27 protein-coding genes are annotated in these 26,993 nt (G+C 73.9%); 17 read left to right on the top strand and 10 right to left on the bottom strand.

From position 1 onward, the window contains the following. Positions 1–23: 23 nt before the first annotated feature. Positions 24–671, bottom strand: a complete 648-nt coding sequence (locus PP1_RS12530) for a LysE family translocator (protein WP_010223791.1) — start codon at positions 669–671, stop codon at positions 24–26. A gap of 162 nt (positions 672–833) precedes the next feature. Between PP1_RS12530 and PP1_RS12525 the strand changes: the two genes are divergently transcribed. Next, complete coding sequence (locus PP1_RS12525; protein ID WP_010223793.1) at positions 834–1,292, top strand: MarR family winged helix-turn-helix transcriptional regulator; 459 nt, start codon at positions 834–836, stop codon at positions 1,290–1,292. 629 nt (positions 1,293–1,921) lie between these two features. Next, positions 1,922–2,563, top strand: a complete 642-nt coding sequence (locus PP1_RS12520; protein WP_010223795.1) for a hypothetical protein — start codon at positions 1,922–1,924, stop codon at positions 2,561–2,563. Positions 2,564–2,644: 81 nt separating this feature from the next. Here the strand turns inward: PP1_RS12520 and PP1_RS12515 are convergent, their stop codons facing one another. Together PP1_RS12515 and PP1_RS12510 are read right to left on the bottom strand one after the other, a co-directional pair. Further along, the gene (locus tag PP1_RS12515; protein WP_010223797.1) at positions 2,645–3,202 is read right to left on the bottom strand and encodes a TetR/AcrR family transcriptional regulator; all 558 of its coding nucleotides are present in this window, start codon (positions 3,200–3,202) and stop codon (positions 2,645–2,647) included. Between the two features lie 58 nt (positions 3,203–3,260). Beyond that, positions 3,261–3,845: a hypothetical protein gene (locus tag PP1_RS12510; RefSeq protein ID WP_010223799.1), complete on the bottom strand. Its 585-nt coding sequence runs from the start codon at positions 3,843–3,845 to the stop codon at positions 3,261–3,263. A gap of 162 nt (positions 3,846–4,007) precedes the next feature. Here PP1_RS12510 and PP1_RS12505 point away from each other — a divergent pair, with 162 nt between their 5' ends. Both PP1_RS12505 and PP1_RS12500 read left to right on the top strand, forming a co-directional pair. Further along, entirely contained in the window at positions 4,008–4,514 is a 507-nt protein-coding gene (locus tag PP1_RS12505; protein WP_010223801.1) for a GNAT family N-acetyltransferase, read from the top strand. Positions 4,515–4,589: 75 nt separating this feature from the next. Continuing rightward, positions 4,590–5,009 carry a YunG family protein gene (locus PP1_RS12500; protein ID WP_060573948.1) on the top strand — a complete coding sequence of 140 codons (420 nt, stop codon included), beginning with the start codon at positions 4,590–4,592 and terminating at the stop codon, positions 5,007–5,009. A 22-nt stretch (positions 5,010–5,031) separates the two neighbouring features. On the opposite strand, the gene mscL is transcribed toward PP1_RS12500, so the two are convergent. Both mscL and PP1_RS12490 read right to left on the bottom strand, forming a co-directional pair. After that, on the bottom strand, positions 5,032–5,460 hold the full coding sequence (gene mscL, locus PP1_RS12495) for a large conductance mechanosensitive channel protein MscL (protein WP_075313967.1): 429 nt from the start codon (positions 5,458–5,460) through the stop codon (positions 5,032–5,034). Between the two features lie 190 nt (positions 5,461–5,650). Further along, positions 5,651–6,721, bottom strand: a complete 1,071-nt coding sequence (locus PP1_RS12490; protein ID WP_010232768.1) for a 3-deoxy-7-phosphoheptulonate synthase — start codon at positions 6,719–6,721, stop codon at positions 5,651–5,653. 230 nt (positions 6,722–6,951) lie between these two features. Here PP1_RS12490 and PP1_RS12485 point away from each other — a divergent pair, with 230 nt between their 5' ends. Next, complete coding sequence (locus PP1_RS12485; RefSeq protein WP_010232767.1) at positions 6,952–7,764, top strand: carbon-nitrogen hydrolase family protein; 813 nt, start codon at positions 6,952–6,954, stop codon at positions 7,762–7,764. 25 nt (positions 7,765–7,789) lie between these two features. Here the strand turns inward: PP1_RS12485 and PP1_RS12480 are convergent, their stop codons facing one another. Genes PP1_RS12480 through PP1_RS12470 form a run of 3 tightly spaced genes read right to left on the bottom strand, consistent with a single transcriptional unit; the run spans position 7,790 to position 9,875 of the window. After that, entirely contained in the window at positions 7,790–8,089 is a 300-nt protein-coding gene (locus tag PP1_RS12480; RefSeq protein WP_010232766.1) for a 4a-hydroxytetrahydrobiopterin dehydratase, read from the bottom strand. A gap of 53 nt (positions 8,090–8,142) precedes the next feature. After that, positions 8,143–8,946 carry an ABC transporter permease gene (locus tag PP1_RS12475; protein WP_075313968.1) on the bottom strand — a complete coding sequence of 268 codons (804 nt, stop codon included), beginning with the start codon at positions 8,944–8,946 and terminating at the stop codon, positions 8,143–8,145. Further along, on the bottom strand, positions 8,943–9,875 hold the full coding sequence (locus PP1_RS12470) for an ABC transporter ATP-binding protein (protein ID WP_010232764.1): 933 nt from the start codon (positions 9,873–9,875) through the stop codon (positions 8,943–8,945). Before PP1_RS12470 ends, PP1_RS12475 begins: the two co-directional genes overlap by 4 nt. A gap of 161 nt (positions 9,876–10,036) precedes the next feature. Here PP1_RS12470 and PP1_RS12465 point away from each other — a divergent pair, with 161 nt between their 5' ends. Then, positions 10,037–10,861, top strand: coding sequence for an NUDIX domain-containing protein (locus PP1_RS12465; RefSeq protein ID WP_010232762.1), 825 nt, complete (start codon positions 10,037–10,039; stop codon positions 10,859–10,861). A 107-nt stretch (positions 10,862–10,968) separates the two neighbouring features. Then, the gene (locus PP1_RS12460; protein WP_075313969.1) at positions 10,969–12,003 is read left to right on the top strand and encodes a type IV toxin-antitoxin system AbiEi family antitoxin domain-containing protein; all 1,035 of its coding nucleotides are present in this window, start codon (positions 10,969–10,971) and stop codon (positions 12,001–12,003) included. Between the two features lie 238 nt (positions 12,004–12,241). Here the strand turns inward: PP1_RS12460 and PP1_RS12455 are convergent, their stop codons facing one another. Further along, complete coding sequence (locus PP1_RS12455; RefSeq protein ID WP_010241599.1) at positions 12,242–12,391, bottom strand: hypothetical protein; 150 nt, start codon at positions 12,389–12,391, stop codon at positions 12,242–12,244. Positions 12,392–12,455: 64 nt separating this feature from the next. On the opposite strand from PP1_RS12455, the gene typA reads away from it, so the two are divergent. From typA to PP1_RS12405, 10 genes are all read left to right on the top strand, one after another. Then, a complete protein-coding gene (gene typA, locus PP1_RS12450) occupies positions 12,456–14,411 on the top strand; it encodes a translational GTPase TypA (protein ID WP_010241597.1) in 1,956 nt (651 codons plus the stop codon). 160 nt (positions 14,412–14,571) lie between these two features. Next, positions 14,572–16,440 (top strand): ABC transporter substrate-binding protein, encoded by a 1,869-nt coding sequence (locus tag PP1_RS12445; protein WP_010241596.1) that lies wholly within the window; start codon positions 14,572–14,574, stop codon positions 16,438–16,440. A gap of 319 nt (positions 16,441–16,759) precedes the next feature. Beyond that, on the top strand, positions 16,760–18,466 hold the full coding sequence (locus PP1_RS12440) for a peptide ABC transporter substrate-binding protein (RefSeq protein ID WP_050802547.1): 1,707 nt from the start codon (positions 16,760–16,762) through the stop codon (positions 18,464–18,466). Positions 18,467–18,546: 80 nt separating this feature from the next. Beyond that, complete coding sequence (locus PP1_RS12435) at positions 18,547–19,479, top strand: ABC transporter permease (RefSeq protein WP_010241593.1); 933 nt, start codon at positions 18,547–18,549, stop codon at positions 19,477–19,479. A gap of 51 nt (positions 19,480–19,530) precedes the next feature. Further along, positions 19,531–20,514, top strand: a complete 984-nt coding sequence (locus PP1_RS12430) for an ABC transporter permease (RefSeq protein WP_010241592.1) — start codon at positions 19,531–19,533, stop codon at positions 20,512–20,514. Between the two features lies 1 nt (position 20,515). Beyond that, positions 20,516–22,579 (top strand): ABC transporter ATP-binding protein, encoded by a 2,064-nt coding sequence (locus tag PP1_RS12425; RefSeq protein ID WP_050802546.1) that lies wholly within the window; start codon positions 20,516–20,518, stop codon positions 22,577–22,579. Between the two features lie 35 nt (positions 22,580–22,614). Continuing rightward, entirely contained in the window at positions 22,615–23,733 is a 1,119-nt protein-coding gene (gene tsaD / locus PP1_RS12420; RefSeq protein ID WP_050802545.1) for a tRNA (adenosine(37)-N6)-threonylcarbamoyltransferase complex transferase subunit TsaD, read from the top strand. Between the two features lie 9 nt (positions 23,734–23,742). Next, positions 23,743–24,633 carry an N-acetyl-1-D-myo-inositol-2-amino-2-deoxy-alpha-D-glucopyranoside deacetylase gene (mshB, locus tag PP1_RS12415; protein ID WP_010241586.1) on the top strand — a complete coding sequence of 297 codons (891 nt, stop codon included), beginning with the start codon at positions 23,743–23,745 and terminating at the stop codon, positions 24,631–24,633. Next, entirely contained in the window at positions 24,630–25,016 is a 387-nt protein-coding gene (locus PP1_RS12410) for a hypothetical protein (RefSeq protein WP_010241585.1), read from the top strand. Before mshB ends, PP1_RS12410 begins: the two co-directional genes overlap by 4 nt. A gap of 3 nt (positions 25,017–25,019) precedes the next feature. After that, a complete protein-coding gene (locus PP1_RS12405; RefSeq protein ID WP_010241584.1) occupies positions 25,020–25,829 on the top strand; it encodes a hypothetical protein in 810 nt (269 codons plus the stop codon). A 17-nt stretch (positions 25,830–25,846) separates the two neighbouring features. On the opposite strand, the gene PP1_RS12400 is transcribed toward PP1_RS12405, so the two are convergent. Further along, complete coding sequence (locus PP1_RS12400) at positions 25,847–26,917, bottom strand: GNAT family N-acetyltransferase (RefSeq protein WP_139323773.1); 1,071 nt, start codon at positions 26,915–26,917, stop codon at positions 25,847–25,849. Positions 26,918–26,993 lie beyond the last annotated feature (76 nt).

Raw genomic sequence — 26,993 nt, 5'->3', positions numbered from 1 at the left:
CCACACCGGTGTGTCGATGCTGGTCAGGGCCGGGCGAGCGCCAGTCTCGCTCCGAACGCGAGCAGTGCGGTACCGGTCAGCGCGTCGAGCGAGCGCCGCACCCGTGGCCGGCGCAGCACCTGCCCGGTGGCCGCCACGGTGCACGCGACCAGCACGAACCAGACGACCGCCGACGCGACGGTGATCGTCGACAGGGTCAGGGTCGCGCCGAGCGCCGCCCCGGCAGGGAGGAACTGCGGCATCAGCGCGAGGTAGACCAGGATCGCCTTCGGGTTGAGCACGTTGCAGAGCAGGCCCTGCCGGAAGTGCGCGGCGAACGGCCGGGGGCCGGACGGAGCGGCAGGCTCGTCGTCGGTCGCGGGTGTGCCCGACGGCCGGGGGCGGCGCAGCCCGGCCCACAGCGCCGCGATCCCGAGGTAGGCGAGGTAGGCGACGCCGACGAACTTGACGATCGTGAACAGCGTCGCGGACGCGGCGATGATCGCGCCCAGGCCGAGCGCCACACCCACCGCGTGCACGGCGAGTCCGGCGCCGACGCCCAGCGCCGTCGCGATCCCGGCCCGCCGGCCGCCCGTGCCTGCATTGCGCAGCACCAGTGCGAAGTCGGGTCCCGGGACGACCAGCAGGAGCACGAACGCGAAGGTGTAGGCCAGGGCCGACGCGACGGTCATGGAAGCGATGCTAAGCGCCGACGTCCGGCCGTCGCGCCCCGGTTTCCCAGCGGTCCGGGCGCCGTCGACTGGCACGCCATGCACCGGTGCGATCACCGGAGGGTGCACCGAGTACCACTCGACGTGTGCTCACCGTGCCCGGCGGACGGGGATGATGGGCGGGTGTCCGAGCCGTCCGAGTCCCCGTCCGTCCCCGTCGCGGGGCCGGCGATCGAGCCCAGCCCGACGTTCCTGATCATGGCGCTCGGCCGCCGGCTCCGCGAGCAGGTCGAGGACACGTTGCGCACCCGGGACCTGTCCATGCGCCACCTCTCCGCGCTGGGGCACCTCGCGGGAGACTCCGGACGCTCGTACAGCGAACTCGCCCGGCGGTCCGGGATCACGGCCCAGAGCATGCAGGCCACGCTGCGGCAGCTCGAGGAGCTGGGCGCGGTCGAGCGGCGGGGCCCGGGCGGTCGCGGGCGGGCCGCACGCCTGCACGTCACCGAGTACGGCCGGGAGCTGACCCGCTGGGGCAGGTCCGTGCTGCGCGAGTCCGACCGGATCCTGCTCGAGGACGTGCCCGAGCACCAGCGCGCCGCCCTGACCGACGGGCTCCTGGCGGCGTTCGCCGGACGCTGACCGCCGGGCGCGGGTCGATCACGGGCGGGTGGCACCGCGTCGGGGTACCACCGACGGCGTAATTCTTCGCCGTGAGCCGTTACTCCAGACGGGCCACGTCGTTGAGCGGGATGCGAACGCACTGACGGCGAGCCGTTTCACGATGGCCTATCGCCAATTGTCGGAGGCGTGAGTCGCGCTGCCGTTCGGCGATCGATATGTCGCCGTCCGCCGTCCGTCGCTCGCGGAACGGCGCAGCAGACGTTGCTCCGGACGGCGCATCGCCGCAGGTGAGATCCCAAGCGAGAGAGTGTCGCGCTTCGGAGTGTTCTCCGTGCCCGCGCAGTAGGACGCCTCGTCCGCCCTGCCGTTGCGCGCCTGTGACGTGGGCCTCATTTCCGCGGTCGAGTGTAACGATCGGAGAGAGCCCTCACTTATACGCAGAGTAGCTATCCGACAGATGATGGATAGCACTCGGTGTAGTTGATCAACGGCGAGCGGTCCATCGGTCAGTGCCGAAACGGACAAAAAGGTCGTGAAGTGAGGGGTGCCCTCCTGTTCTGTCACGGTCGTCCGTACGTTCTGTGCCACCTGGCCGTGACACAGCGTGAAATGCGGGCGGTCGGGCCACACAGAAGAGAAGGAGTGCCATGAACGCCCCCGAGACGACGTTCTCCTCCCGCCGCGCCCTGCGGCGCGTCGCCACCGTCGGTGCGCTGACCGTCCCGCTCGCCCTCGGCTCGGCCGGTATGGCCTTCGCCGGTGACTACGGCGACGGCGGGCACGGCAAGGACGGCAAGGACCGTGACTGCAGCCCGTCGCACGCCTCCCAGAAGGGCGGCCTGCTCGGCCTGGACGCCGCCGTCGACCCCGCGCTGAACCTCGGCGGGATCGCCAACGACGGCCCGGTCTCGCAGCAGTCGACGAAGGTCGACCGCTCGAACTCCGGCATCGCGCAGTCCGGCTGCGGCGCCGGCGACGCCGTCCAGGTCGACGACCTGGTGGGCCTGGGCCTCGACGTGAGCCCGTCGGCGAACGTCGGTGGCATCCTCAGCTCCGGCGCGGTCGAGCAGTCGACGACCGATGTCGACGAGTCCAACAGCGGCATCCTGCAGTCCGGCTCCGGCAAGCACGGGCAGGGTGGCGGCCACGCGTCGCAGAAGGGCGGCCTGATCGACGTCGACGCCTCGGTGAACCCGACGCTCAACATCGGCGGCCTGCTCTCGAGCGGCCCGGTCTCGCAGTCCTCGACCACGGTCGACTCGAGCAACTCCGGGATCGTGCAGGGCTGATCCACGGGGTGGAAGGCACGTGCCGCCCGGGCCGCTGGACCCGGCCCGGGCGGCACGGCCGACCGGAACGACCGAGCGAGCTCAGAAGTCCCGGCGGACCAGCATCCGCCACGCCCACCCGGCCGCGACCTCCGGGGCGGGCAGCGGATCGCGCTCCAGCCAGCTCGCCGCGACGCCGAGCAACGACCACGTCAGACCGGCGGCGAACACGTCGAGCGGGATGCCGGCGTCGTCCTCGGCGAACCCCATCCGCCGCGCGGTGTCGGCGACGAAGTCCTGCATCCAGCGGCGCATCCCGGCCGCCGCGTCCGGTGCCGCCGCCCCGCCCAGTGCCTGGCGGTACAGCGACGCGTGATCGCCGACGTGCGCGAACCAGCGGAGCAATGCCCCCGGGGGTTCGGGCCCGACGTCGGTCGTCACCAGCTCGGACAGGTCGGCGCCCGCCGCGAGGGCCTGCGCGCTCAGCGCGTCCGCGAGCAGGGCCTCCTTGTCGCCGTAGTGCTGGTAGAAGCTGCTGCGGTTGACCCCGGCGCGCTCGGCGACGTCCGCGACGGCGATCGACTCCAGCGGGCGTTCGCGGGCGAGGGCGAGCAGGGCGTCCTGCAGGCGCCTGCGCGTCCGTACCACCCGGGGATCCACGGCGGCATCCTCCCAGGAGCGTGGTCGCCGTGCCGCGTGACCGGGGTGTCGCCCACGATCAGGGCTGACGGTTGCAGGGCGGGCCCCACATCCCCGCGTCCTGGTCCTGAGCGATCCGCTCGCCGGCCTCGAACCCGGGCCGGTACCTGCCCTCACCGGGGGAGACCCAGCCCGCCACCAGGGCGGCGTCGGTGTAGGACTGCTGGCTGGCGACGACCAGGTAGGCCGGCCAGGCCGAGGCGTCCGCCGCGGGGGCGGGCAGTGTCGGGTCGGGTACCAGGGTGACCTCCTCGCCGTCGAGGAAGTCGCGGGCGAACTCCAGCGCGCCGGTCTGCGCGCACTCCGGCGTCGCCGAGGTGTCGACACCGAGCACCGAGACGGTCACCGGCCGGCCCTGCACGTCGACGACGACGGTGGCCGGGTCCCGCACCTCCTGCACCCGCCCGACGAGCGTCGGCGGGCCGGTCAGGGGGCCGAGTGCGTCGACGCCCGTGCCCTGCGCGTCGGCGCGGCTCAGCATCAGTCCGGTCAGGACACCGGCGACGACGAGCACCGCCACGATCAGCAGGACGAGGACACGGTGGGTTCCGGCCGACCAGGACGAGACGACCGTCCGGGCGCGGTGACGTGGTTCGGGCGGCATGACCGTTGTTCGTACCCGCTCCGGGCTCCGGTTGCCGGTTCGGACCGGACGATCCGGACACATCGCGGCGCCGGAGGTCTCGGACGCCACGGTGCAGCGGGCGTCGGCGGCCGGGTGGACGCTGCTAGGTTCGCCCTTCCGTCCGACCCCGGGAGGTGCTCGTTGGCCGGTCCGTCGATCACCGTGCGAGAGCTGGAGCCCGACGACTGGAGGACCTGGCGTGCGCTGCGGCTCGCCGCGCTCGCCGAGGCCCCGCACGCGTTCCACAGCAGGCTCGAGGACTGGCTGGGCGCGGGCGAGCAGGAGTGGCGGGACCGGCTGGCCGCGCCGAACCGCCACCTCGTCGCCGACCTCGACGGGCGTCCGTGCGGCCAGGTCGTCGCCGTCCCGCCGGACGAGACCGGGACCGCCGACCTGATCGCGCTGTGGGTCGCGCCGCACGCCCGTGGCACCGGCGCGGCGGAGGCACTGGTCTCCGCGGTGCTCGACCGGGCCGGGGGATGGGGCGCGGGCCGGCTGGCCCTGCACGTCGTCGTCGGGAACGAGCGGGCCGCCGCGCTCTACCGCAGGCTCGGGTTCGTCGATCTCGGACCGATCGAGCGCCCGGACGGGATCACCGAGCACCGGATGGAGCGCGGCGTGCCGCGACCGGTGTCGCGGTGCCGGTGACCGTCCGGGCGGCGACCGCTGCCGACGCGCCCGCACCGGCCGGAACTGTCGGGGGTCGGTCGTAGCTTCCGCGCCATGACCACCGCCGCCCGGCCGGCCGCACCGGCACCCACCCTGTCCGAGGTGGCGGCCGCGCTGCGGTCGTCGTGGGGCCGGGACACCTGCGACGACGCGGATCTCGACGACTGGAGCCCCGGGTCGCCGTCCCGCGGGCAGTGCGGGGCGACGGCACTGGTGCTGCACGACCTCTTCGGCGGGGAGCTGCTGCTCGCCGAGGTCTGGCTGCCCGACGGCAGGTTGCAGGGATACCACTGGTGGAACCGGCTCCCCGGCGGCACCGAGATCGACCTGACGCGCGACCAGTTCGCACCGGGGGAGACCGTCCAGCCGCCCCGCCCGGTGGTGCGGCCGCCCGGGCCGCCGCGGCGCTGCGCCGCCCAGTACGACCTGCTGCGCCGACGCGTGCGGGCCCGGCTCGGCGGCGGTGCGGGGTGAGACCGGCCGGGCGGCCCCGGGATCAGTCGGTCGACCCGTCGGGCCCGACGGCGTGCCGGCCCGCGACGCCGTCGGCACGGCCCTCGCGCAGCAGGTCGCGGATCTCCTTGAGCAGCTCGACCTCGGTGGGGTCGGCCGGTCCGGCCTCCTCGCCCCGCTTGCGCCGCTCCTGGATCGTCTTCAGCGGCAGCACCACGAGGAAGTACACGACCGCCGCGGTGATCACGAAGGTGATCACCGCGTTCACGAAGCTCGCCCAGTCGAACGTCACGCCGTTCACCTCGAACGCCCCGGCCAGCTCGCCGCCGCCGGAGAAGAGCTGGATCAGCGGCTTCAGGAACGCCTCCGTGAAGGCCGTGACGACCGCGGTGAAGGCGGCGCCGATGACGACCGCCACGGCGAGGTCGACGACGTTCCCGCGCAGCAGGAAGTCCTTGAAGCCCTTGATCATGTTCGTCCCCTCCCGGTGGTCACGGCCGGTCCCGGCCGGACGGGGGCCGAGCCTCGCACCGTCCGCAACGGACGGACAGTGCCCACGCCGGAACTGTGCGCGACGGAACCCGGCCGGTGGGAGAGGACCCGTGGCGGCGGGCCGGGGCGGGAGCGGCGACCGGCTCCCGGCCCGGCCCCGCCGGTCCGGCTCAGCGGCGGCCGGTGCGGACGGCAGCGGCGAGGGTGCCGAGCAGCTCGTCGGTGGTGTCCCAGGACATGCAGGCGTCCGTCACCGAACGGCCGCGCACCATGTCGGGGCCGAGCTCCTGGCGCCCCGCCTCCAGGAAGCTCTCCATCATCAGCCCGGTGACGCCGCGCTCCCCGTCCGCGATCCGCTCGGCCAGCTCGCCGACCACCACGGCCTGGCGTTCGTGGTCCTTGCCGCTGTTTCCGTGGCTCGCGTCGACGACCACCCGCTCCGGGACCCCGGCGTCGCGCAGGGCGCTCGTGGTCGCGGCGACGTCCTCCGCCGAGTAGTTCGGCCGGGTGCCGCCGCGCAGGATCACGTGGGTGTCCGGGTTGCCGGTGGTCGTGACCAGCCCGGCGAGCCCGTCGGCGTTGACCCCCATGAACACGTGCGACGCCGCCGCCGCCCGCATGCCGTCGAGCGCCGCCCGGACGTCACCGTCGGTCGCGTTCTTGATCCCGACCGGCATCGACAACCCGCTGACCAGCTGCCGGTGCACCTGGCTCTCCGCGGTGCGGGCGCCGATGGATCCCCACGTCACGACGTCCGCGATGTACTGCGGGGTGATCGGGTCGAGGAACTCGCAGCCCACCGGCAGGCCCAGGGCGGAGATGTCGAGCAACAGCTTGCGGGCGGTGCGCAGGCCCCGGTTGACGTCGAACGTGCCGTCCAGGCCCGGGTCGTTGATGAGGCCCTTCCAGCCGACCGTGGTGCGCGGCTTCTCGAAGTAGGTCCGCATGACGACGCACAGCTCGCCGGAGAGTTCCTCGGCCCGCGCGGCAAGCCGGCCGGCGTAGTCGATGGCGGCCTCCGGGTCGTGCACCGAGCACGGCCCGACGACGACGAGCAGCCGGTCGTCGGTGCCGTCGAGCACCCCGGTCACGGCGGCCCGTCCACGGGTGACGGTGTCGGCGACCTGGGGGGTGCATGGCAGATCGTGCCGCAGCAGGGCGGGGGAGATCAGTGGGCTGATCCGCTCGATGCGCCGGTCGTCCAGCGGGGTGTCGAGCAGTGCAGCGGGAGTGCTACTCATCGGGGACGGCGGTCCTTTCCCGGCAGACCGCCCCGGATCACCGTGCCCGAGCCGGTCCGTGATGCCGGCTCGCGGGGATGGAGGTCAGCGCGCTACCGCGCCGGCCGACCCATCCCGGGCCGGCTGGCGAAACCAGTAGTAGTAGGCGCGCAGCACGGTTCGACCGTACCCCACGTTCCGCCCGCGGCTCGACCGGCGCGTCCACCAGGTGGACGTGGTACGACCGGTCCATGCGGATCGCACTGGCCCAGATCTCCTCCACCCGCGACCCCGAGGAGAACCTCGCCGAGATCGGACCGCGGGTCCGGGAGGCGGCCGGTGCGGGGGCCCGCATCGTCGTGTTCCCCGAGGCCGGCATGTGTTGCTTCGGCACCGCGCTGGGACCGGTCGCCGAGCCTCTGGACGGGCCGTGGGCGTCGCGGGTGCGTGGGCTGGCCGCGGCCGCCGGGATCACGGTGGTGGTCGGGATGTTCACCCCCTCCGGTGACGGCCGGGTCCGCAACACCCTCCTGGTCACCGGTGCCGGTGTGGACACCCACTACGACAAGATCCACATGTTCGACGCGTTCGGGTTCGCCGAGTCCGACACCGTCGCGCCGGGGACCGAACCCGTCACGGTCGACGTCCCGGAGGCGGACGGGCCCGGCGCCGATCCGGTCCGGGTCGGGCTCTCCACCTGCTACGACGTCCGGTTCCCCGGGCTCTACCAGCGGCTCGCCGACGCAGGCGCGACCGTCCAGCTCGTGCCCGCGTCCTGGGGTGCGGGAGCGGGGAAGCGCGAGCAGTGGGAGCTGCTGGTCCGCGCGCGGGCGCTGGACACCGGGTCGTTCGTCGTCGCCTGTGACCAGGCCGACCCGACGACCGTCGGCCGGGAGCACGGCAAGGCCCCCACCGGGATCGGGTACAGCCTGGTCGCCGGACCGCGCGGGGAGATCGTGCACTCCCTCGACGCCGCCCCGGGCGTGCTCGTCGCCGACGTCGACCCGGCGGTCGCCGCCGAGGTCCGCGAGCAGATCCCGGTCCTGCGCAACCGCCGGCTCTGAGGCGGCCGGGCCGTCCCGGCCGGGCTCAGCCGCCTGCGGTGGCGATCCGGTCGGAGATCTGGCCGGCCAGGCCGGTGTCCTTGGCGGTGAGCCCGCCCTCGGAGTGCGTGGAGAGCCGGAACGTGAGCGTGTTGTAGCGGATGTCGATGTCCGGGTGGTGGTCGGCGGCCTCGGCGTCGTCGGCGACGCGGTCCACCACCGACACGGCGGCGACGAAGTCGGGCAGCCGGGCGGTGCGGACGATCGAGTCCCCGTCCCGGTCCCAGCCCGGGAGCGTCCGCAGGGCGTCGGTGATCTCGGCGTCGGTCAGCAGCGGGGTGGCCATCGGCCCATCGTGGCGCAGACCGGACCGCGCGTCACGGCGGGACGACCGCCGGGTCACCCGTCGCGGCGGGTGAGCAGGAACAGCGCGATCCCGGCCCCGGCCACGGCGAACCCCGCCGCGCGCACCCTGGTGGCCCACGCCGCGCCGGTGTCGGCGGGTACGGCCGTGACCGCGGCGAGGACCTCGTGCCAGTGCCCGGAGGGGAGCACGGCGGCGGCATCCGGGAGGACCGTCGCGACCAGCGGGGCGGCGGTGAGGGCGGCGAGCCCGGTGGCGACCACGACCGCCGGTCGCCGCACCGCCGCCGACAACGCGAGGAGCAGCAGACCGAGCCCGGTCAGCTGCCCGGTCACCCAGGCGGCGAGGACAAGCGCCCGCCCGAGCGTCACCCCGGTGCCGTACGGCCCGGCGCCCAGCACCAGGCCACCGGCGACCAGCGCGGCGGCGACCACGACGAGTGCGGACAGGGTCGCCGCACACGCCACCGCCGAGGCCTTGAGCAGCAACAACCGTCCGGGGCCGACCGGCGACAGGCGCAGCCCGTCGAGGGTGCCGCTGCCCCGCTCGCCGGCGAACGCGTCCGCGGCGACGAGCACGAGGGGCATGCCCAGGGAGAACGCGGCCGGCTCGGACAGAGCGACCACCAGGACACCCAGCGCGTGGGTCAGGTCGCCGGGCCCGCCGGCCAGGGCGAGCGTCGCGAGCACCGGGACGGCCGCCGCCGCGGCGAGCACGACGGCGGTCCGCGGGCGCGCCAGGGCCAGCTCGAGCTCCGAGCGGAGGAGGCGGGGGAGCGGTGCCGCGGTGGCCCGGCCGGCCGCGCGCGGTGCAGTCCCGGGGCGGACCGTGGTGCTCACCGGTACGCCCCGGGTCCACCGGGCGTCCGGCTCCGGCCGGGATCCCCGGTGAGGTCGGCGAAGACCTCCTCCAGTCGGGCCACGGGCCGGGTCACCCCGTGCACGGCGACACCGGCGTGCACGAGCAGCGCGACGACGTCCGGCGCCGGCGGCCCGGCCGCGACCTGCACCCGGCCCTCCGGTGCCACCTCGGCGTCGATGCCGCGGTCGAGCAGGACACGGACCGCGCGGCCGCCGTCCGGTGTGGTCACGACCAGCCGTCCGGCCGCGCCGTCGAGCAGGTCCCGCAACGGGCCCGCGGCCACCAGCCGCCCCGCCCGCAGCACGGCGACGTGCGTGCAGGTGGTCTCGATCTCGGCGAGCAGGTGCGAGCTGACCACCACGGTCGCGCCGGCCGCGTGCATCTCCGCGACGAGCCGGCGGACGTCGCGGGTGCCGGCCGGATCGAGACCGTTGGTCGGCTCGTCGAGGACCACCAGCCGTCGTCGGGTCAGCAGCGGGACGGCGAGGCCCAGCCGCTGCCGCATGCCGAGCGAGTACTCGCGCACCTTCCGGTCCGCAGCGCCGCTGAGCCCGACCCGCTCCAGGACGGCGGCGACGGCGGTCGGGACCCGGTCGGTGGCCAGCAGCGGTTCGGCCGCCGCGTACCGCAGCAGGTTCTGCCTGCCCGTCCGGTGCCCGTGCAGCGCCGGGCCCTCGATCAGGGCGCCGACGTGCGGGAGGACCTCGGCGGCCCGGCCCGGGAGCTGCCGCCCGAGCAGCTCGATCGTGCCGTCGGTCGGGGCGAGCAGCCCGAGCAGCATCCGCAGCAGCGTGGTCTTGCCCGCCCCGTTCGGCCCGAGCAGACCCAGGACCGATCCCATCGGGACGTCCAGGTCGACGCCGTCGACGGCGCGCACCGCGCCGAAGTCCCGGCCCAGGCCGGTCATGCGGACGGCGGGTGGCCGGGCGGCCGGGACAGCCCGTTCTCCGGGAGCGCCGAGGGTCTGCTGCACGCCGCCAGCCTGGCCGCGACCGCCGGTGGCCGTGGCGTTTCGGCGAGATCCGGCCCGGGACGGCCGCCGGGACCCGTCCTGCGAGGATCGTCCGTGTGCCCGTGCTGACCCTCGACCACCACGTGGACGCACCACCGGCGCTCGTCGCGGGGGTCCTCCGGGAGACGGCCGTTGCGGAGCAGGCGCTCTCCCGGACCGGTGCGCGGCTCACCGCCCCCGCCCGGCTGCTCGTCGCCGGCGACGAGGTGCGGGTCGCCCTGCCGGGCGGGGTCCTCGCCTGCCGGACCCGGATCACCCGGGCCGGCGTTGCCGGAGTGTGGTCCGAGCTCGCGACGGGACCGGCCGCCGTCCTGCGGCACGCGACCCGGGTGATCCCGGACGGCGCCGGTACCCGGGTCCGCGACGAACTCACCTGGTCACCGCCGTTCGGCGTCCTCGGACGGCTCTCCGACCCGGTGCTGCGCCGGTACGGCCGTCGCCTGCTCGGGGCGCGCCGCGACGTCGTCGCCGAGCGGGCCGGGGAGCTCGGCCGGGCCCCCGTCGTCGTCGGTGCGGCGATCGTGCGCGACGGGCGGCTGCTCGTCGCCCAGCGGTCCTACCCGGCCGAGCTCGCCGGTCGCTGGGAGCTGCCCGGAGGTGGGGTCGAGCCCGGGGAGAGCGAGACGGACGCGCTCGTCCGGGAGTGCCGGGAGGAGCTGGGGGCACGGATCCGCGCGGACGGCCGGATCGGGACCGACCTGCCGATCGGGCGCCGGGTGCTGCGTATCCGCACCGCCCGGCTCACGCCGGACTCGCCCGACCCGGAGGCCCGCGAGCACCGGTCGCTGCGATGGGTCGGGGCGCACGAGGTGGCGGCCCTCGGCTGGCTCGACGCGGACCGGGCCGTCGTCGCGGAGCTGGTCGACCTGCTCCGGTCCTGATCCCGGCACGTGGACCGCGGTGGACCGTGCCGGAACGACGACGGCTCCGGAAGTCGGGGGAACCGCCGGGCCCCGGGTGTCGTCCAAGCCGCATGACTCGCAGCCCGATGCCCGCCACCCTCCCGCCGTCCTCGTCCCCGTCCCGGGGGTCTGCCGCCGGCTCCGCCGGGTCGCACGGAGCGCCACCCGGCCGTCGCCGGTCGCGGATCGCCCCGCCCGGTCCGGTCGAGCACCTGCTCGCCGCCCAGGACGGTGTGCTCTCCCGTGGCCAGGCGGTGCGGGCGGGCGTCTCACCGGACGCCGTGGACCGCCGGCTGGCGGCGCGCCGCTGGGTGCCGGTGCATCCGCGGGTCTACCGGGACACCGCGTACGCGGTCACCGATGCCGGCCGGGTGCGGGCGGCGGTGCTGTGGGCGGGAGAGGACGCGGTCCTCACCGGCGCCGCGGCCGCCTGGTGGTGGGGACTGCTCCCGGACGCGCCGGTGACGGTCACCGTGACCGTCCCCCGCCGGCGCGCGCCGCGCCCCCGGCCGGAGGTGCAGGTCCGGCGCCGCGGGCTGAGCCCGGCCGACGTCGTGCACCGGGACCGGATCGCCGTCGCCGCACCGGCGCTCGCGCTGATCGAGGCGGCCCTCGAACCGCACGTTGCGGGGGAGGCCCTGCTGACCCGGGTCCTGTCCGGGGCGGGAACGGGAGGTGCCCGGTCCGTCCCGGACCTGGCCACGCTCACCGCCGCGCTCGGGAGGTACCGCGGCGCGCACGGGTCGTCGGCCGTCGCCCGGATGCTGGCCTCCGCGACCGGGCAGGCCGTCGAGCACGCCCAGCACCGGCTCCGCGCCCTGCTCGTGCAGGAACGGGTGACCGGGTGGCGCTCCGAGCACCAGATCGCGGGCGTCGTCCTGCGGCTGGCGTTCCCCGACGCCCGGGTCGCGGTGGAGATCCGCGGAGCCTCGTCGGTGGGTGACGGGTGCGGGGCGGGCTGGCGGCGGGCGATGCTCCGCCGGCACGGCTGGCGGGTGCTCGTGCTCGACCCGTCGGACCCCGTGGGACGCCCCGCCGCCACCCTCGCCGCGCTGGGCGCCGCGGTGTCCGGGCGACCGGCCGGGCCCGGTGGCGCCACGGCCGGACGGGCCGCCGGATGACGGTTCCGGTGGCCCCGCGGCACCGGGGTGACGCAGCAGACCGTGTGATCCCGGCCATGCCCGCGGGGTGGTCCGTGGGGCTCCCGGACACTGCCGACGGACGGGTTCGACCGGCCGTCGTCGGGGGCGCAGGCGGAGTCCGGGGACGCGCTCCGCCGCGCTCCGGGCCACTCCGCCCGCTCGGCCCGTGTCGATCGACGGACCGGCTCAGCCGCTGATCAGCGGTCGTCCACTGTGGTCAGTAGATCCGTGCGACCTTGAGTGCGCGCTGGTACGACTTGCCGCTCAGGTCGTCGGCACCGACCTTGCGCAGGCGCATCGCGACCACCGGGCAGTTCTTGCAGCGCTTCGGCTTGGAGCGGCAGCACTTCTTCTTGACCTTACCCATGATGAGGTCAGGCTAACCTGCACCGCGGGCAGGGGCCAGGGGTTGCTGCCGATACCGTGGTGGTGTGACCATCCCTCGTTCCGCCTCGGCCCTCGACGCTGCCTCCGCCATCGGAAGCGACGCCGTGCCCGATTCCGCGGGCCGGCCCGAGCTGCGCAACGTCGCGATCGTTGCGCACGTCGACCACGGCAAGACGACCCTCGTCGATGCGATGCTGCGCCAGTCCGGCGCCTTCGGCGAACGCGCCGAGCCCGTCGACCGGATCATGGACTCCGGCGACCTCGAGCGCGAGAAGGGCATCACGATCCTCGCCAAGCACACCGCGGTGAGCTGGCAGGGCTACACGATCAACGTCGTCGACACCCCCGGCCACGCCGACTTCGGTGGCGAGGTCGAGCGCGGCCTGTCCATGGTCGACGGTGTCGTCCTGCTGGTCGACGCCTCCGAGGGCCCGCTGCCGCAGACCCGTTTCGTGCTGCGCAAGACCCTTGCCGCCGGCCTGCCGGTCATGCTCGTGGTCAACAAGACCGACCGTGGCGACGCCCGGATCGCCGAGGTCGTCGACGAGTCCCTCGAGCTGCTGCTGGAGCTGGCCGACGAGCTGGGCCTCGACGAGTCGGCCACCGCACACCTGCTCGACCTGCCGGTCGTCTACGCCTCCGGGCGGGCCGGGAAGGCCTCCCGGATCCGCCCGGGCGACGGCGAGCTGCCGGACTCCGACGACCTCACCCCGCTCTTCGAGACGCTGCTCGACGTCGTCCCGCCGCCGGCCGACGACCCGTCCGCGCCGCTGCAGATGCACGTCACCAACCTCGACGCGTCCAGCTTCCTCGGCCGGATCGCGCTCTGCCGGATCCGTGGCGGCGTGCTCCGTCGCGGCCAGCAGGTCGCCTGGTGCCGGGAGGACGGCAGCACCCCGCGCGTCAAGATCACCGAGCTGATGATGACCGAGGCGCTCACCCGTGTCCCGGCCGAGGAGGCCCGAGCCGGTGACCTCGTCGCCGTCGCCGGGATCGCGGACGTGACCATCGGCGACACCCTCGCCGACCCGGAGCACCCGGTCGCGCTGCCGCGGATCGACGTCGACGAGCCCGCCATCTCGATGACGATCGGCACCAACACCTCGCCGCTGGCCGGTCGCGACCCGCTGCCCGGCAAGAAGCTGACCGCCCGGCTGGTGAAGAACCGGCTGGACTCCGAGCTCATCGGCAACGTGTCCGTCCGGGTGCTGCCGACCGACCGTCCGGACACCTGGGAGGTCCAGGGCCGTGGCGAGCTGGCCCTCGCGGTCCTCGTCGAGCAGATGCGCCGGGAGGGCTTCGAGCTCACCGTCGGCCGTCCGCAGGTCGTCACGAAGACGATCGACGGGAAGCTGCACGAGCCGTTCGAGCAGCTCTCGGTCGACGTCCCGGACGACAGCCTCGGCGGTGTCACCCAGCTGCTCGCCGGCCGCAAGGGCGAGATGGGCGACATGGTGCACGGTGAGGGGCGCGTGCGGATGGAGTTCCGGGTCCCGGCCCGTGGCCTGATCGGCTTCCGGACCGAGTTCCTCACGCTCACCCGCGGCGCCGGGATCGCCAGCCACGTCTTCGACGGCTACGGCCCGTGGGTCGGCGAGATCCGCACCCGCAACAAGGGCTCGCTGATCTCCGACCGCAGCGGCCCCGTCACCGGCCACGCGGTCGACCAGCTCTCCGACCGCGGGACCCTGTTCGTCGGTCCGACCACCCTGGTCTACGGCGGCATGGTCGTCGGCGAGTACACCCGCAACGAGGACCTCGAGGTCAACATCACCCGGGAGAAGAAGCTCTCGAACGTCCGGTCCTCGACGTCCGACGTGCTGGTCAAGCTGGTCCCGCCAACGATCCTGAGCCTCGAGCAGTCGCTGGAGTTCTGCGCGCCCGACGAGTGCGTCGAGATCACCCCGCAGAACGTCCGGATCCGCAAGATCGAGCTGGACCCGAACCTGCGTGCCCGCGCCCGGTCGCGGGCCAAGGCGGCGGCGAACGCCGAGAAGTGAGGTCCGGGGTCCGCGGCGGGTCGTGCGCCCGGGTGCGCAGAGCAAGGCGGTGCACCCGGGTGCAGGGAGCGGACCGGTGCGCCGGAGTGTGCAGAGCAAAGGCACCCGCCGACGGACCCCGTCCGCCGGGCCGGGAGGACCGGACGGGGATACTGCCGACGTGAGAGCACGTCGACCGATCCGAGCGCTCCCCGCGCTGCTGCTGGCCGGCCTGCTGGCGCTGACCGCCTGCTCCGCGGACCCGCAGCCGGCACCTCCGCCGGACATCGACCAGCCGGCCGAACCCGTGACGACCCCGAGCCGGGTCGTGGCGGGGATCGACGACCTGGGCGCCGGGTTCAACCCGCACCTGCGGTCGGACCAGTCGACGGCGACCACGGCGATCGCCGCGATGACGATGCCGTCGGTGTTCCGGCCCGACGCGCAGGGCGTCCGGCAGCTCGACCGGACGGTCGCCACCGACGCGAAGGTCACCTCCCAGAGCCCGTTCACGGTCAGCTACGAGCTCAACGTCGAGGCCGGCTGGTCGACCGGCGCGCCGATCGCCGCCGAGGACTTCGTCTACCTCTGGCAGCAGATGCGCAGCCAGCCCAACACCATCGGCGCCGCCGGCTACCGGGAGATCACCGACGTCCGGTCGCGCGCCGCGGGCAAGGCCGTCGACGTCGTCTTCCGCGAGCCCTACCCGCACTGGCAGGAGCTGTTCGACAACCTGCTGCCCGCGCACCTGCTCAAGGACGCCCCCGGTGGCTGGACCGCGCCGTTCGCGAACGGCACTCCCGCCGCGGGTGGCCCGTTCCGCCTGATGCAGGTCGACCGGCTGCGCGGTGAGGTGCTGCTCGTCCGCAACGACCCCTACTGGGACACGCCGGCGGTGCTCGACGAGTTCGTCCTGCGCCGGATCCCGGCCGACACCCTCCCTACCGCGTTGGAGAGCCAGGGCATCGACCTGGCCCTGCCCGACGCCCGGCCGGAGATCACCCAGGCGCTCGACGTGCTGGCGCGCTCCCCGGAGCCCCCGACGGTCCAGAGCGCCCCGCGCCCGTCGGTGCAGCAGCTCGCGTTCCGCACCCAGGACGGGCCGCTCGCCGACCCGCGGGTGCGCGAGGGCATCGCGGCGAGCCTGGACCGCGGCGCGATCCGCGAACGGGTCAGCCCGGACTCGGTCCCGGTGGACGCGTTCGGGTTCGCCCCCTCCGACGCGGGCTACGCGCCGACGGCTCCCGCGGGCGCCCCCGGGCGTCCCGATCCGGCGGTCGCGGAGCGGGCCTTCACCGAGGCCGGCTACGTGCGCGGTGCCGACGGGCGCTGGACGCTCGGCGGCCGGCCGCTGTCGATCGTGATCGGTGCGGGCGCGGAACGCAGCGAGGACGTCGAGATCGCCCGCGTCGTCGCCGAACAGCTCCGGGTCGCCGGGATCGGGTCGACGGTCGTCGCGCCGTCGGCGACGGACCTGCTCTCGAACGCGAGCGTCGCCCCGACGACGCCGACGCCGACGTCGGCCTCGACGATCACGCCGACGCCGGCTCCCACGCCCGCCCCGGCCCCCGGCGGGGCGCCGGGGGAGCAGGCGCCCACGACGTCGTCGAGCCCGACCTCGTCGTCGAGCGACTCCGACGACGCGTCCCAGGTCGCGGTCGACCTGCTGGTCGCGCCGCGGCCGGCGTACGGGGAGATCGGGCCGCGGCTGGACTCCGACTACGGCTGCCCTCCCGGTGACCTCCCGGAGGACCTGCCCGGAACGTCGTGCTTCCCGGCGCTGCAGCCGCTGCTCGACGAGCTGCTGGTCGGTGACGCCGATCCGGCCGTCGTCGGCGAGGCGGAGCGGGTCCTGTGGCGCCAGCTGCCGGCGCTGCCGCTGTTCCAGGCGCAGGGCCTGGTGATCAGCAACCGGGAGACCGACGCGGCCACCCGGGTGACGCCGGGGCCGATCCAGAGCGGTCCGATGACGGGTGCGCGGACCTGGGCCGAGCCGGAGGGCTCCGCCGAGGAGGAGATGTCGACGCAGCCGGGCGACCGCGGCAACTGACGCCTGATCCGGCACCCGGAGGGTGCGCTGCGTCCCGCTTCCGTGACGGCTAGTGGTACGTGTGTACCAAACAGGTTTCGAAGTGCATCGGACCCCTGGGAACGCGCCTCTCCCGTTGTTACTGTCCCGTCCGTTCGCGACGGTGTTACGTCGATCGGAGGTCACCCTTTGGTCACGATCGACCACCGGCGTCGCGGCCGGAGGAACGCCATTCCTAGCGTCCTCTCGGGCGGTTACCCGGCAGTACATCCGGGGAGCCGTCCGGTCCCGAGCGGGTGCCACACCGGCGTGCGCCCACCGATTTCGAGAGGCACGACAGATGAGGGGTAGAAGGGCGGCCGCCTCGGCCATCGCCCTGACCGCGGTGGTGGGGCTCGTCCTCACCGGCTGCAGCCAGCAGAGCAACACGGGGACCTCGGGGGATGCCGCGCAGGCCGGCGCCGGGTTCCCGGAGACGCCCGTTCCCGAGCAGGTGCCCGGCAAGCCGGGCGGGATCTTCCGGCTCGGCATCACCGAGCCGACCGCGATCGACCCGTACAACGTGCAGGAGTCCGAGGGCTCGCTGGTCGCCAAGCAGCTGTTCACCGGCCTCGTGCAGGTGCAGCCGAACGGTGACGAGTACCCGGGTGTCGCCCAGTCCTGGGAGTCGAACGACAACTGCACGCAGTGGACCTTCGCCCTCAAGCCGAACCAGACGTTCTCGAACGGTGAGGCGCTGACCTCGGCGTCGTTCAAGCGCGGGTGGGAGCGCACCAGCGCGAAGGCGTCGGCCTCCGAGGTCTCGTACCACCTGGACCAGGTCCAGGGCTATGACGAGATGCAGGCCGGTACGGCCCAGCAGCTGTCCGGCGTGAACGCGACCGACCCGAACTCGCTGGTCGTGTCGCTGAAGGAGCCGAACTGCGAGTTCGAGCTCCGCACCGCGCACCCCGCGCTGTCCCCGATCCCGACCGTGGCCGGTGGCGCCGACAACGCGACCTACAACGACCTGCCGATCGGCAACGGCCCGTTCAAGATGGACGGCGCGTGGCGGCACGACCAGGGCATCCGCCTGGTCCGCAACGACGCCTACACGGCGGGCGAGAAGGCCAACCTCGACGCCGTCGAGATCACCATCACCCCGGCCGACACCGGTGCGGACACCGAGTACAACGGCTTCCGCAACGGCCAGTTCGACTGGGCCCGGATGCCCACGCCCGTCTACCAGCAGGCGCAGGCCGAGTTCGACCCGCAGGGCAAGTGGCTGTCCCGCAAGACGGCGGGCATCAACTTCCTGGTCGTCAACGTGACCAAGCCGCCGCTGGACACGGTCGCGGCGCGCAAGGCCGTCTCGATGGCCATCGACCGGGCCGCGATCACCGCGGGCGTCTTCCAGGGCGGGCAGTCCCCGGCCACCGCGTTCGTGCCGCCGGCGTTCCCGCAGACCTACCAGCCGGGCGTCTGCGACGCGTGCACGTTCGACCCGGAGCGGGCCAAGCAGCTCGCCCAGGAGGCCGGCTTCCAGCCCGGTACCGAGATCAACTTCCAGTTCAACACCGGTGGCGGGCACGAGGAGTGGACCGCCGCGGTGCGCCAGCAGATCGAGCAGAACCTCGGTATCAAGGTCAACTACGAGGGCGTGCCGTTCCGTGACCTGCTGGACAACCAGCAGTCGCCGACCGTGACCGGCATCTCGCGTCTCGCCTGGAGCGCCGACTACCCGACCGCGGCGAACTTCCTGACGCCGCTGCTGGCCACCCGCTCGATCGGCGCCGCGTCGCCGAACGACCCGGCGCTGGGCGACAACCGGGGCCGCTACTCCAACCCGGAGTTCGACCGGCTGATGGACCAGGCCTCGGCCACCAAGGACGAGGCGCAGCGCGACGACCTGTACAAGCAGGCCGAGAAGATCGCGATCGGGGACGACCTCGCCCTCATCCCGATGTTCGAGCGCCAGCAGTACCGGCTGATCAACACGGAGAAGTTCGCCAACCTCGGCATGGACTTCTACGAGAACCCGACGCTGGAGACCATCACCCTCAAGTGACCCACGGGCCGGGCCCGCACCGCCGCGATCCGGCGGTGCGGGCCCGGCACGGGGTCCGCTGCTGACGGGAAAACCACCACATGGGTCGCTTCATCACCCGGCGCGTGCTCCAGGGGATCCTGGTCGTCGTCGTCGCCGCACTCCTGATCTTCCTGGCCACCTTCGCGCTCGGTGACCCCTTCGCCTCGACCGGGGAGAAGGCCGTCCCGCCCGAGGTCGCCGCCCTCAACCGCGCCAAGTTCGGCATGGACCAGCCGCTGGTGATCCAGTTCCTGCACTACCTGGGGAACCTGTTCACAGGCGACCTCGGCATCGACTTCGACCAGCGCCGCCCGGTCACCGAGCTGATCGGCGCCGTGCTCCCGAACACGATCATCCTCGGGCTCGTCGCGATGCTGTTCCTGCTGCTGTTCGGGGTCAGCGCCGGCATCCTGGCCGCCGTCAGGCGTTACTCGTTCTGGGACGCGCTCGTCACCGTCCTGACCACGGTCATGATCGGCATCCCGGTCTTCGTCCTCGCGATCTTCCTGGTCGCGAACGTCTCCGGGATCGGGCCGTTCCCGCCGGTGCCGCGCAGCTTCACCGTCGAGGTGCCCTGGTACTTCGACGTGCTGCTGCCCGCCTTCACCCTCGCCGTCATCGAGGCGGCGTTCGTCGCCCGGCTGATGCGCGGGTCGATGCTCGAGGTGCTGCGCGCCGACTACGTGCGCACCGCCCGGGCCAAGGGGCTGCCGGAACGCACCGTGCTCGGCAGGCACGCGGTCCGCAACTCACTGCTGCCGGTCGTCACGTTCGTCGGCCTCACACTGGGCTCCTACGTCGGCGGCGCGATCATCACCGAGACCGTGTTCCAGTACAACGGCGTGGGCTACCTGCTCTCGCGGGCGATCGTGAACAACAACGCGCCGGTGATCATGGCCGTCGTCATCTACACGGTGATCGCGTACGTCGTGCTGAGCCTGATCGTCGACATCCTGTACGCCTACCTCGACCCGCGGATCCGGCTGAACTGACGCTCCGGCGTCGCAGCGGACCGGTCCCGAACCCACGCGAGGCGATCCCTCATGAACCCACCACCCTCCAGCGGCGCGACCACCTCCGCGCCCACCTCGACCCCGGGCACCCCGTCGGACGCCGACCCGTCGTCGGCGCTCCCGGGCGTCCCGGCAGCCGGGCCGGTCGGCCGCCCGCAGGGCCCCGGCCAGTTCACCGAGATCTGGCGCCGCTACCGGCGGAACAAGCTGGCGATGGCCGGCCTGGTGATCGTGGCCTTCCTGGTCGTCGTCGCGATCGTCTCGCCGTTCTCGACGCCCTACGACCCGTTCGAGCAGAACCTGCTCAACACGCTGCAGCCGCCGTCGGCCGACCACTTCTTCGGCACCGACGTGCTGGGCCGCGACCTCTACTCGGGCGTCATCTACGGCACCCGGCTGGCGATGATCGTCGGCGTCTCGACGGTGCTGTTCTCGCTGCTGCTCGGCCTGACCCTGGGCGCGGTGGCCGGGTTCAAGGGCGGTGCCTGGGACTCGGTGATCGGCCGGATCATCGACATCTTCCTGGCGTTCCCCGCGCTGGTCGGCGCGATCGTCATCGTGCGGGCGACCGGCAACGGCGTCGTCCCGGTGATCATCGCGCTGGTGGCGCTGGGCTGGATGACGACGGCGCGCCTGATGCGCGGGCAGGTGCTGGCGCTGCGCGAGGCCGAGTACGTCGAGGCGGCCCGCTCGATCGGCGCGGGCACCGGGCGGATCCTGCGCCGCCACATCCTGCCCAACGCCGTCGCCCCGGTGCTCGTCTACTCGCTGACCAGCATCGGCGTGACGGTCGTGGCGATGGCGTCGCTGTCCTGGCTGGGCGTCGGTGTCCCGCCGGACGTGCCGGAGTGGGGACGCCTGATCGCGTCCGCCGCCCGGTACCTGTCCGCGGACGGGGTCACGCACCTGTGGCTGTTCCCGTCCCTGGCGATCATGCTCACGACGCTCGGGTTCGCCTTCGTCGGCGACGGGCTGCGCGACGCACTCGACCCGAAGCTGCGCGGGGGGAACTGAGATGAGCGAGCACATGCTCGAGGTCCGCGACCTGCGGGTGCACTTCGAGACCGACGGCGGCCTGGTCAAGGCCGTCGACGGCGTCAGCTGGCACGTCGACCGCGGCGAGACCCTCGCGATCGTCGGCGAGTCCGGCTCCGGCAAGTCGGTGTCGGCGATGAGCCTGATGGGGCTCGTCCCGGCCCCGCCCGCGACGTTCCCCAGCGGCGAGGTGCTGCTGGAGGGCCGCTCGTTGCTGACGATGCCCGAGTCCGAGCAGCGCGCGCTGCGCGGCAAGGACATCGCGATGATCTTCCAGGACCCGCTGACCGCGCTGAACCCGGTCTACAAGGTCGGCGATCAGATCGCCGAGATGATCCGGGCGCACGACCGGCAGGCAGGCAAGGTCACCGCGCGCCGCCGGGCCGTCGACCTGCTCGGAGAGGTCGGCATCCCGAATCCGGCGACCCGGGCGGCGCAGTACCCGCACGAGTTCTCCGGCGGCATGCGGCAGCGCGCGATGATCGCGATGGCGCTGGCCAACGACCCCAAGGTGCTGCTCGCCGACGAGCCGACCACCGCGCTGGACGTCACGGTCCAGGCACAGATCATGAACCTGCTCGAGGAACTGCAGGAGCAGCGCGACACCGCCATCGTGCTCATCACGCACGACCTGGGCCTGGTCGCCGCGCACGCCGACCGGATCATGGTCATGTACGGCGGCAAGGTCGTCGAGACCGGGACGAACGACGAGATCTTCGCCGAGCCGCGGCACGCCTACACCTACGGGCTGCTGTCGTCGCTGGCCCGGATGGACCAGGCCCGGCCGGAGAAGCTGGAGCCGATCCCGGGGCAGCCGCCGAACCTGGCGCACGTCCCGTCGGGCTGCGCGTTCCACCCGCGGTGCCGGTTCGCCACCGCCGCCTGCGCGGAGACCGTCCCGGAGCTGCTGCAGATCACCGACCGGCCGGGGCACGCGCACGCGTGCCTGCACGCCGACCGGGTCGCCGAGGCCGTCGCGACCCCGCGGGAGCCCGCGGCCCCCGTCGAGCACGCCGCGGGTGCCGACGCGGCCGGCGAGCCGATGCTGCGCACCGACGGACTGACCAAGAAGTTCCCGATCCGCTCGGGGGTGCTGTTCCAGCGCACCGTCGGCGTCGTCCAGGCCGTCGACGGCATCGACCTGGAGATCCCGGAGGGGCGGACGCTGTCGCTGGTCGGCGAGTCCGGCTGCGGCAAGTCGACCGCGGCCCGGGCGATCCTGCGGCTGCACGAGCCCACCGCGGGCACCGTGCACGTCAACGGGCGTGACGTCACCGCGCTGTCCCAGCAGGACCTGCGGACCGCCCGGGAGGACATGCAGATCGTCTTCCAGGACCCGTACGCGTCGCTGAACCCGCGGATGACGGTGCGCTCCATCCTGTCCGAGAAGTACGAGCTGCTCGGCGGCGAACTCACCGACCAGACGATCCCGGAGCTGCTGGAGACCGTCGGCCTGTCCGCCGAGTACGCGGAGCGCTACCCGCACGAGTTCTCCGGCGGGCAGCGCCAGCGGGTCGGCATCGCCAGGGCGATCGCGCTCAACCCGAAGTTCGTCGTGCTCGACGAGCCGGTCTCCGCGCTCGACGTCTCCATCCAGGCGCAGGTCCTGAACCTGCTGGAGCGGCTGCAGCGCGACTTCGGGCTGACCTACCTGTTCATCGCGCACGACCTGTCGGTGGTCCGGCACATCTCGGACCGGGTCGCGGTGATGTACCTGGGCAACGTCGTGGAGGTCGCCGACCGGGACGACCTGTTCGACCGGCCGCAGCACCCCTACACGCAGGCGCTGATCTCGGCCGTCCCGATCCCGGACCCGGCGGTGGAGCGCTCGCGGGAGCGGATCGTGCTGACCGGGGACGTGCCGAACCCGGCCGACCCGCCGTCGGGCTGCCGGTTCCGCACCCGTTGCTGGAAGCACCTGGAGCTGTCCGACGCCGACAAGCAGCGCTGCATCGACGACAGGCCGGTGCTGCAGATCGGGTCCGGGCCCTCGCACCAGGTGGCCTGCCACTTCGCCGAGGAGCGCGAGGTCGTGCGCGCCTGAGGGCTGGCGTCGCGGCGGCACGCCGGGCTGGGAGAATGCCCGGCGTGTCGCTGGTGCTGGGGATCGAGACGTCGTGCGACGAGACCGGGGCCGGTCTCGTCCGGGACGGTGTGCTGCTCGGTGAGGGCCTGGCGTCGTCGGCGGACGAGCACGCCCGCTTCGGCGGGGTCGTCCCCGAGGTCGCGGCCCGCGCCCACGTGAGCGCCGTCGTACCGATGGTCCGGGCGGCCGTCGAGTCGGCCGGGGTCGCGCTGTCCGACGTCGACGCCGTCGCCGTCACCGCAGGGCCGGGACTCTCGCCGGCGCTGCACGTCGGGGTCGCCGCGGCGAAGGCGTACGCGGCCGCACTGGACGTCCCGCTGTACGGGGTGCACCACCTGGCCGGTCACGCGGCCGTCGACGTGCTGGAGCACGGACCGCTCCCGGACCGCTGCGTCTGCCTGATCGTCTCCGGCGGGCACACCTCGCTGCTGTCGCTCGGCGACCTCGCCCGGGACCCGGTCGAGCACCTCGGCGACACCGTCGACGACGCGGCGGGGGAGGCCTTCGACAAGGTCGCCCGGCTGCTCGGCCTGCCCTACCCTGGCGGGCCGTCGGTGTCCCGTGCCGCGCTCGAGGGTGATCCGGCGGCGATCGCGTTCCCGCGGCCGATGACGGGCCCGCGCGACGCGGCGTTCGGGTTCTCCTTCTCCGGGCTCAAGACCGCCGTCGCCCGGCACGTCGAGGCCGCCCAGGACGCGGGCCGCGCGCTCCCGGTCGCGGACGTCGCGGCGTCGTTCCAGATGGCCGTCGTCGACGTGCTGGTGCGCAAGGCGTTGCGGGCCTGCCGCGAACGCGGCGCCGACACCCTGCTCATGGTCGGCGGCGTCGCGGCGAACCGGGTCCTGCGTGCGGAGATGGAGCGGGCCTGCGCCGGCGCGGGGATCACCCTGCGGGTCCCCGCGCCGCGGCTGTGCACCGACAACGGCGCGATGATCGCGGCGCTCGGTGACCTGCTGGTGCGCGGGGGGATCGAACCCGCCGGTCTGGCGTCGACGGCCGTGCCGACGGTCCCGCTGACCGGCGCGTCGGTGCCGGTCCCGCCCGCCGAGGGTGAGGCGGCCGCGTACCCGCTACCCGGATCCGTCGCGCCCCGGACGATCACCGCCTCGTAAGCTCCCCCGGTGTCTCCCGCCCGCCGACTGCTGCTCGTCCACGCACATCCCGACGACGAGACCCTGACCACCGGCGGCACGATCGCTCGCTACGCCGCCGAGCCCGACACCGGCGTCACCGTCGTGACCTGCACCCTCGGCGAGGAGGGCGAGGTGATCCCGCCGGAGCTCGCCGAGCTCGCCCCGGACCGGGGTGACCAGCTGGGCGGGTACCGGATCCGCGAGCTGGACGCGGCGCTCACCGCCCTCGGTGGCCCGGACCACCGCTACCTGGGCGGGGCCGGCCGCTGGCGGGACACCGGGATGGTGCTCGCCGGGCACGGCACGCGGGCCGCGCTGCCGCCGGAGCTGCACCCCCGGGCGTTCGCCGCGCCGGACGTCTTCGGGACCCAGCTGGCCCAGCTGCTCGACGTCGTCGACACGGTCCGGCCGCAGGTGCTGGTGTCCTACGCGGCGGACGGGACCTACGGGCATCCCGACCACGTCCGTGCGCACGAACTGACGGTCGCCGCCGCGGCCGCGCGCCCGGACGTCGTCGCCAAGCTGTACTTCGCCGTCCGGTCCACCGCGCTGCTCGACAAGGGCCTCGCCGAGCTGGTCACCGCCTGCGGCGGGGACCCGGGCCGGACCGGTCTGCGCTGGCCCGAGCCCGACGAGCACCCCGGCCACGACACCGCCTCGATCACGACGCGGGTCGACGTCTCGGCCCACGACGACGAGCGGATCGCGGCGATGCGCGCGCACACCACCCAGATCGACGTGCGCAGCGGGGACGGGTGGACGGCGTTCGCGATGAGCAACGAGATCGTCCAGCCGCTGCTGGGTACGGAGGAGTTCGTGCTGCACGGCGCGGACGCGGGGACCTCCGAGACGGACCTGTTCGAGGGAGTCGAGACGTGAGCGACCCGACCCGGCTGCCGTTCGCGGCGCTGCTGGTGGTGATCTCGGTACTGCTGGCGGCCTTCGAGCTGATGTTCCAGATGCTCTACATCGGGCCGGTCCCGGTGCCGGTGGGGACGGTGGTCGTCCTGGTGTCGCTGCCGTGGCTCGTCCACACCACCGTCACCGAGATCTCCCCGACGACGGCCGGTGCGGCCGCGCCGGTGCTGCTGTGGTTCGCGTCGGTGTTGGTGCTGGGGATGTTCGGGCCCGGCGGCGACCTGCTGCTGCCGGCGACGTGGCAGTCGCTCCTGTTGCTGGTCGCGGGCGCCGCCGCCGGTGTGGTCGCGTTCCGGCGGGCCGTCGAGGGCCTCGTGGCCGATTCCGGACCGAGGGTGCTGTAGACGATGCCCGAGATGCCCGACGACTACCTCGTCACGGTGCTGCGGCCGTTCGTCCGGGCCACCCGGCCCGTCCTCGACGGGCTGCGCGAGTCCGACCCGTTCGGGCTGCGGGCGCGGGTGGCGCCGGGCGCGGGCCGCCCGGCCCCGGACGGTTCCGCCGACGGGCCGACCCCCGAGGAGCGCTCGCTCGCCGACAAGATCCTCGACACGCTCGCGTCGGTCCAGGTGCCGGGCACGGCGGCCTGGGCGCGGATGGGCGTCGAGGCCCGCGCGCACTGGTGGGTCTACCGGGTCGGCCGGTTCACGACCCTGATCGCGGCGATCCCGGGACTGGGCGGCGCGCTCGCCCGGACGCTGCCGGTCTCCGACGCCGTCGGTGCCGCGGGGGAGGGGCTGCTGCTCGTGGCGATCGCCGGCGAGCACGGTGTCCGCGACGAGGACCGGCTCGTGGAGCTGCTGGCGTCGGTGCTGTTCCGGCGCGAACTCACGCTGGACCAGCGGGCCCTCACGGCCGAGGAGGACGCGGCGGTCGACACGCGGGCCTCGGAGCTCACCGGCGATCTGGCGGGCTTCGGGACCCGGGCGACGCTGAAGCGGGTCGGGGCCGCCGTGTGGCGGCTCGGCCGGGCGCTGTGGTCGGTCGAGGACGAGCTCGACAAGCGGCCCAACGGGCGCTTCTACCATCAGTGGATCGGCCTGCTGCCGGTCGTCGGCGTGGTCGGGAAGTACCTCGGCGAGTGGTCGGGGCTCAAGCGTGCCGCCCGGCACGGCCACACGTGGCTGGAGCGCCGCGGGCTCGCTGCCCGCGGCTGAGAGGCCGGCGCACGGGATCAGCCGCGGGCGGGCGCCGGAGCCAGATAGTGGTAGCGGTGGTGCTCGGTCCATCCGTCGCGGGCGTAGAGCCCGCGGGCGGCGTCGTTGTCGGCGGTGACGTCGAGCATCGCGTGCCGGGCGCCGTGCGCGCGGGCCCAGGCGAGCGCACTGCGCATGAGATCGCCGGCCAGGCCGCGGCGGCGGTGCTCGGGGCGGACGTGCAGCCGGGAGACGTAGACGTGGTCCTCGACGACCGCGGCCCGGACGACCCCGACGGGCTCGTCCCGCTGGGAGACGATCATGCCGAAGCCGAGGTGGGGGTGGTCTGTCTTCGCCCCTTTGCTCTGCACACCGTGACGCGCCGGGCCCTCCGCGGCCCCGCCTTTGCTCTGCGCACCCGGGCGCGCCACCCCACCGAGGCCTCCGGTCCGGCCGGCGACGACGACCGACCACGCCGGCGTCCCGGGCTCGGGGACAGGCTCGTCGGCGACCGACCACCAGCCGTCCTGCGGGGTGGGCGCCAGGTCGGGTACGGGTTCGTCGGCGGGGACGAGGTCGTCGACCGCGGCCACCAGCACCAGGCAGTCGCCCGGGTCGTCGAGGACCTGCCAACCGGCTTCCCGGACGCGGTTCGACCACGGCGAACCGACCGGGGCCTGGATCAGCGGGGCGATGTCGTGGGCGGCGGCGAACGTCGTCGTCCCGTCCAGCGCGGTCACGAGCGGCACACCGGGGTCGCCGAGCACGAGCGTCGAGTTGGCGCGCTTGGTGTAGCCACCTGCGGCCCGCAGGAGCCATCCGCCCTGCTCCACCTGCACCGGGGCGGGCCAGGCCGCGGAGCGGAGCCGTTCAAGTCGGGCGACGGCCGCCCGGGACGCTCTCCGGGTCGGCGCGGGTGGCACCTCCCGCACGGCGACGACGGCGTCGCGCGCCACCCGGACCGGTCCCGAACGGGTGTGCACGACCACACCGTCCGGCCCGTCGGGGGTGAGGTCGCCCACGGCGTCGGTCAGGCCGGGGCCCGCTGCGCCCCCCGGTGCGATGCGGTGCCGCAGGCTGACCCGGCGTCCGTGCAACTCGTCCAGCATGTCGCCGACCACCTCACTCCTGCCCCTGCCGGGGTCGCGGGTTAACCTGCGGGAGTCCCAGTTTGACCGGGCACCC

This window comes from Pseudonocardia sp. P1 (genome assembly GCF_000178675.2).
In the GTDB taxonomy this organism is placed as follows: domain Bacteria; phylum Actinomycetota; class Actinomycetes; order Mycobacteriales; family Pseudonocardiaceae; genus Pseudonocardia.
Note: the sequence above shows the minus strand (reverse complement) of the source record. Positions and strands in the feature narration are given on the sequence as shown.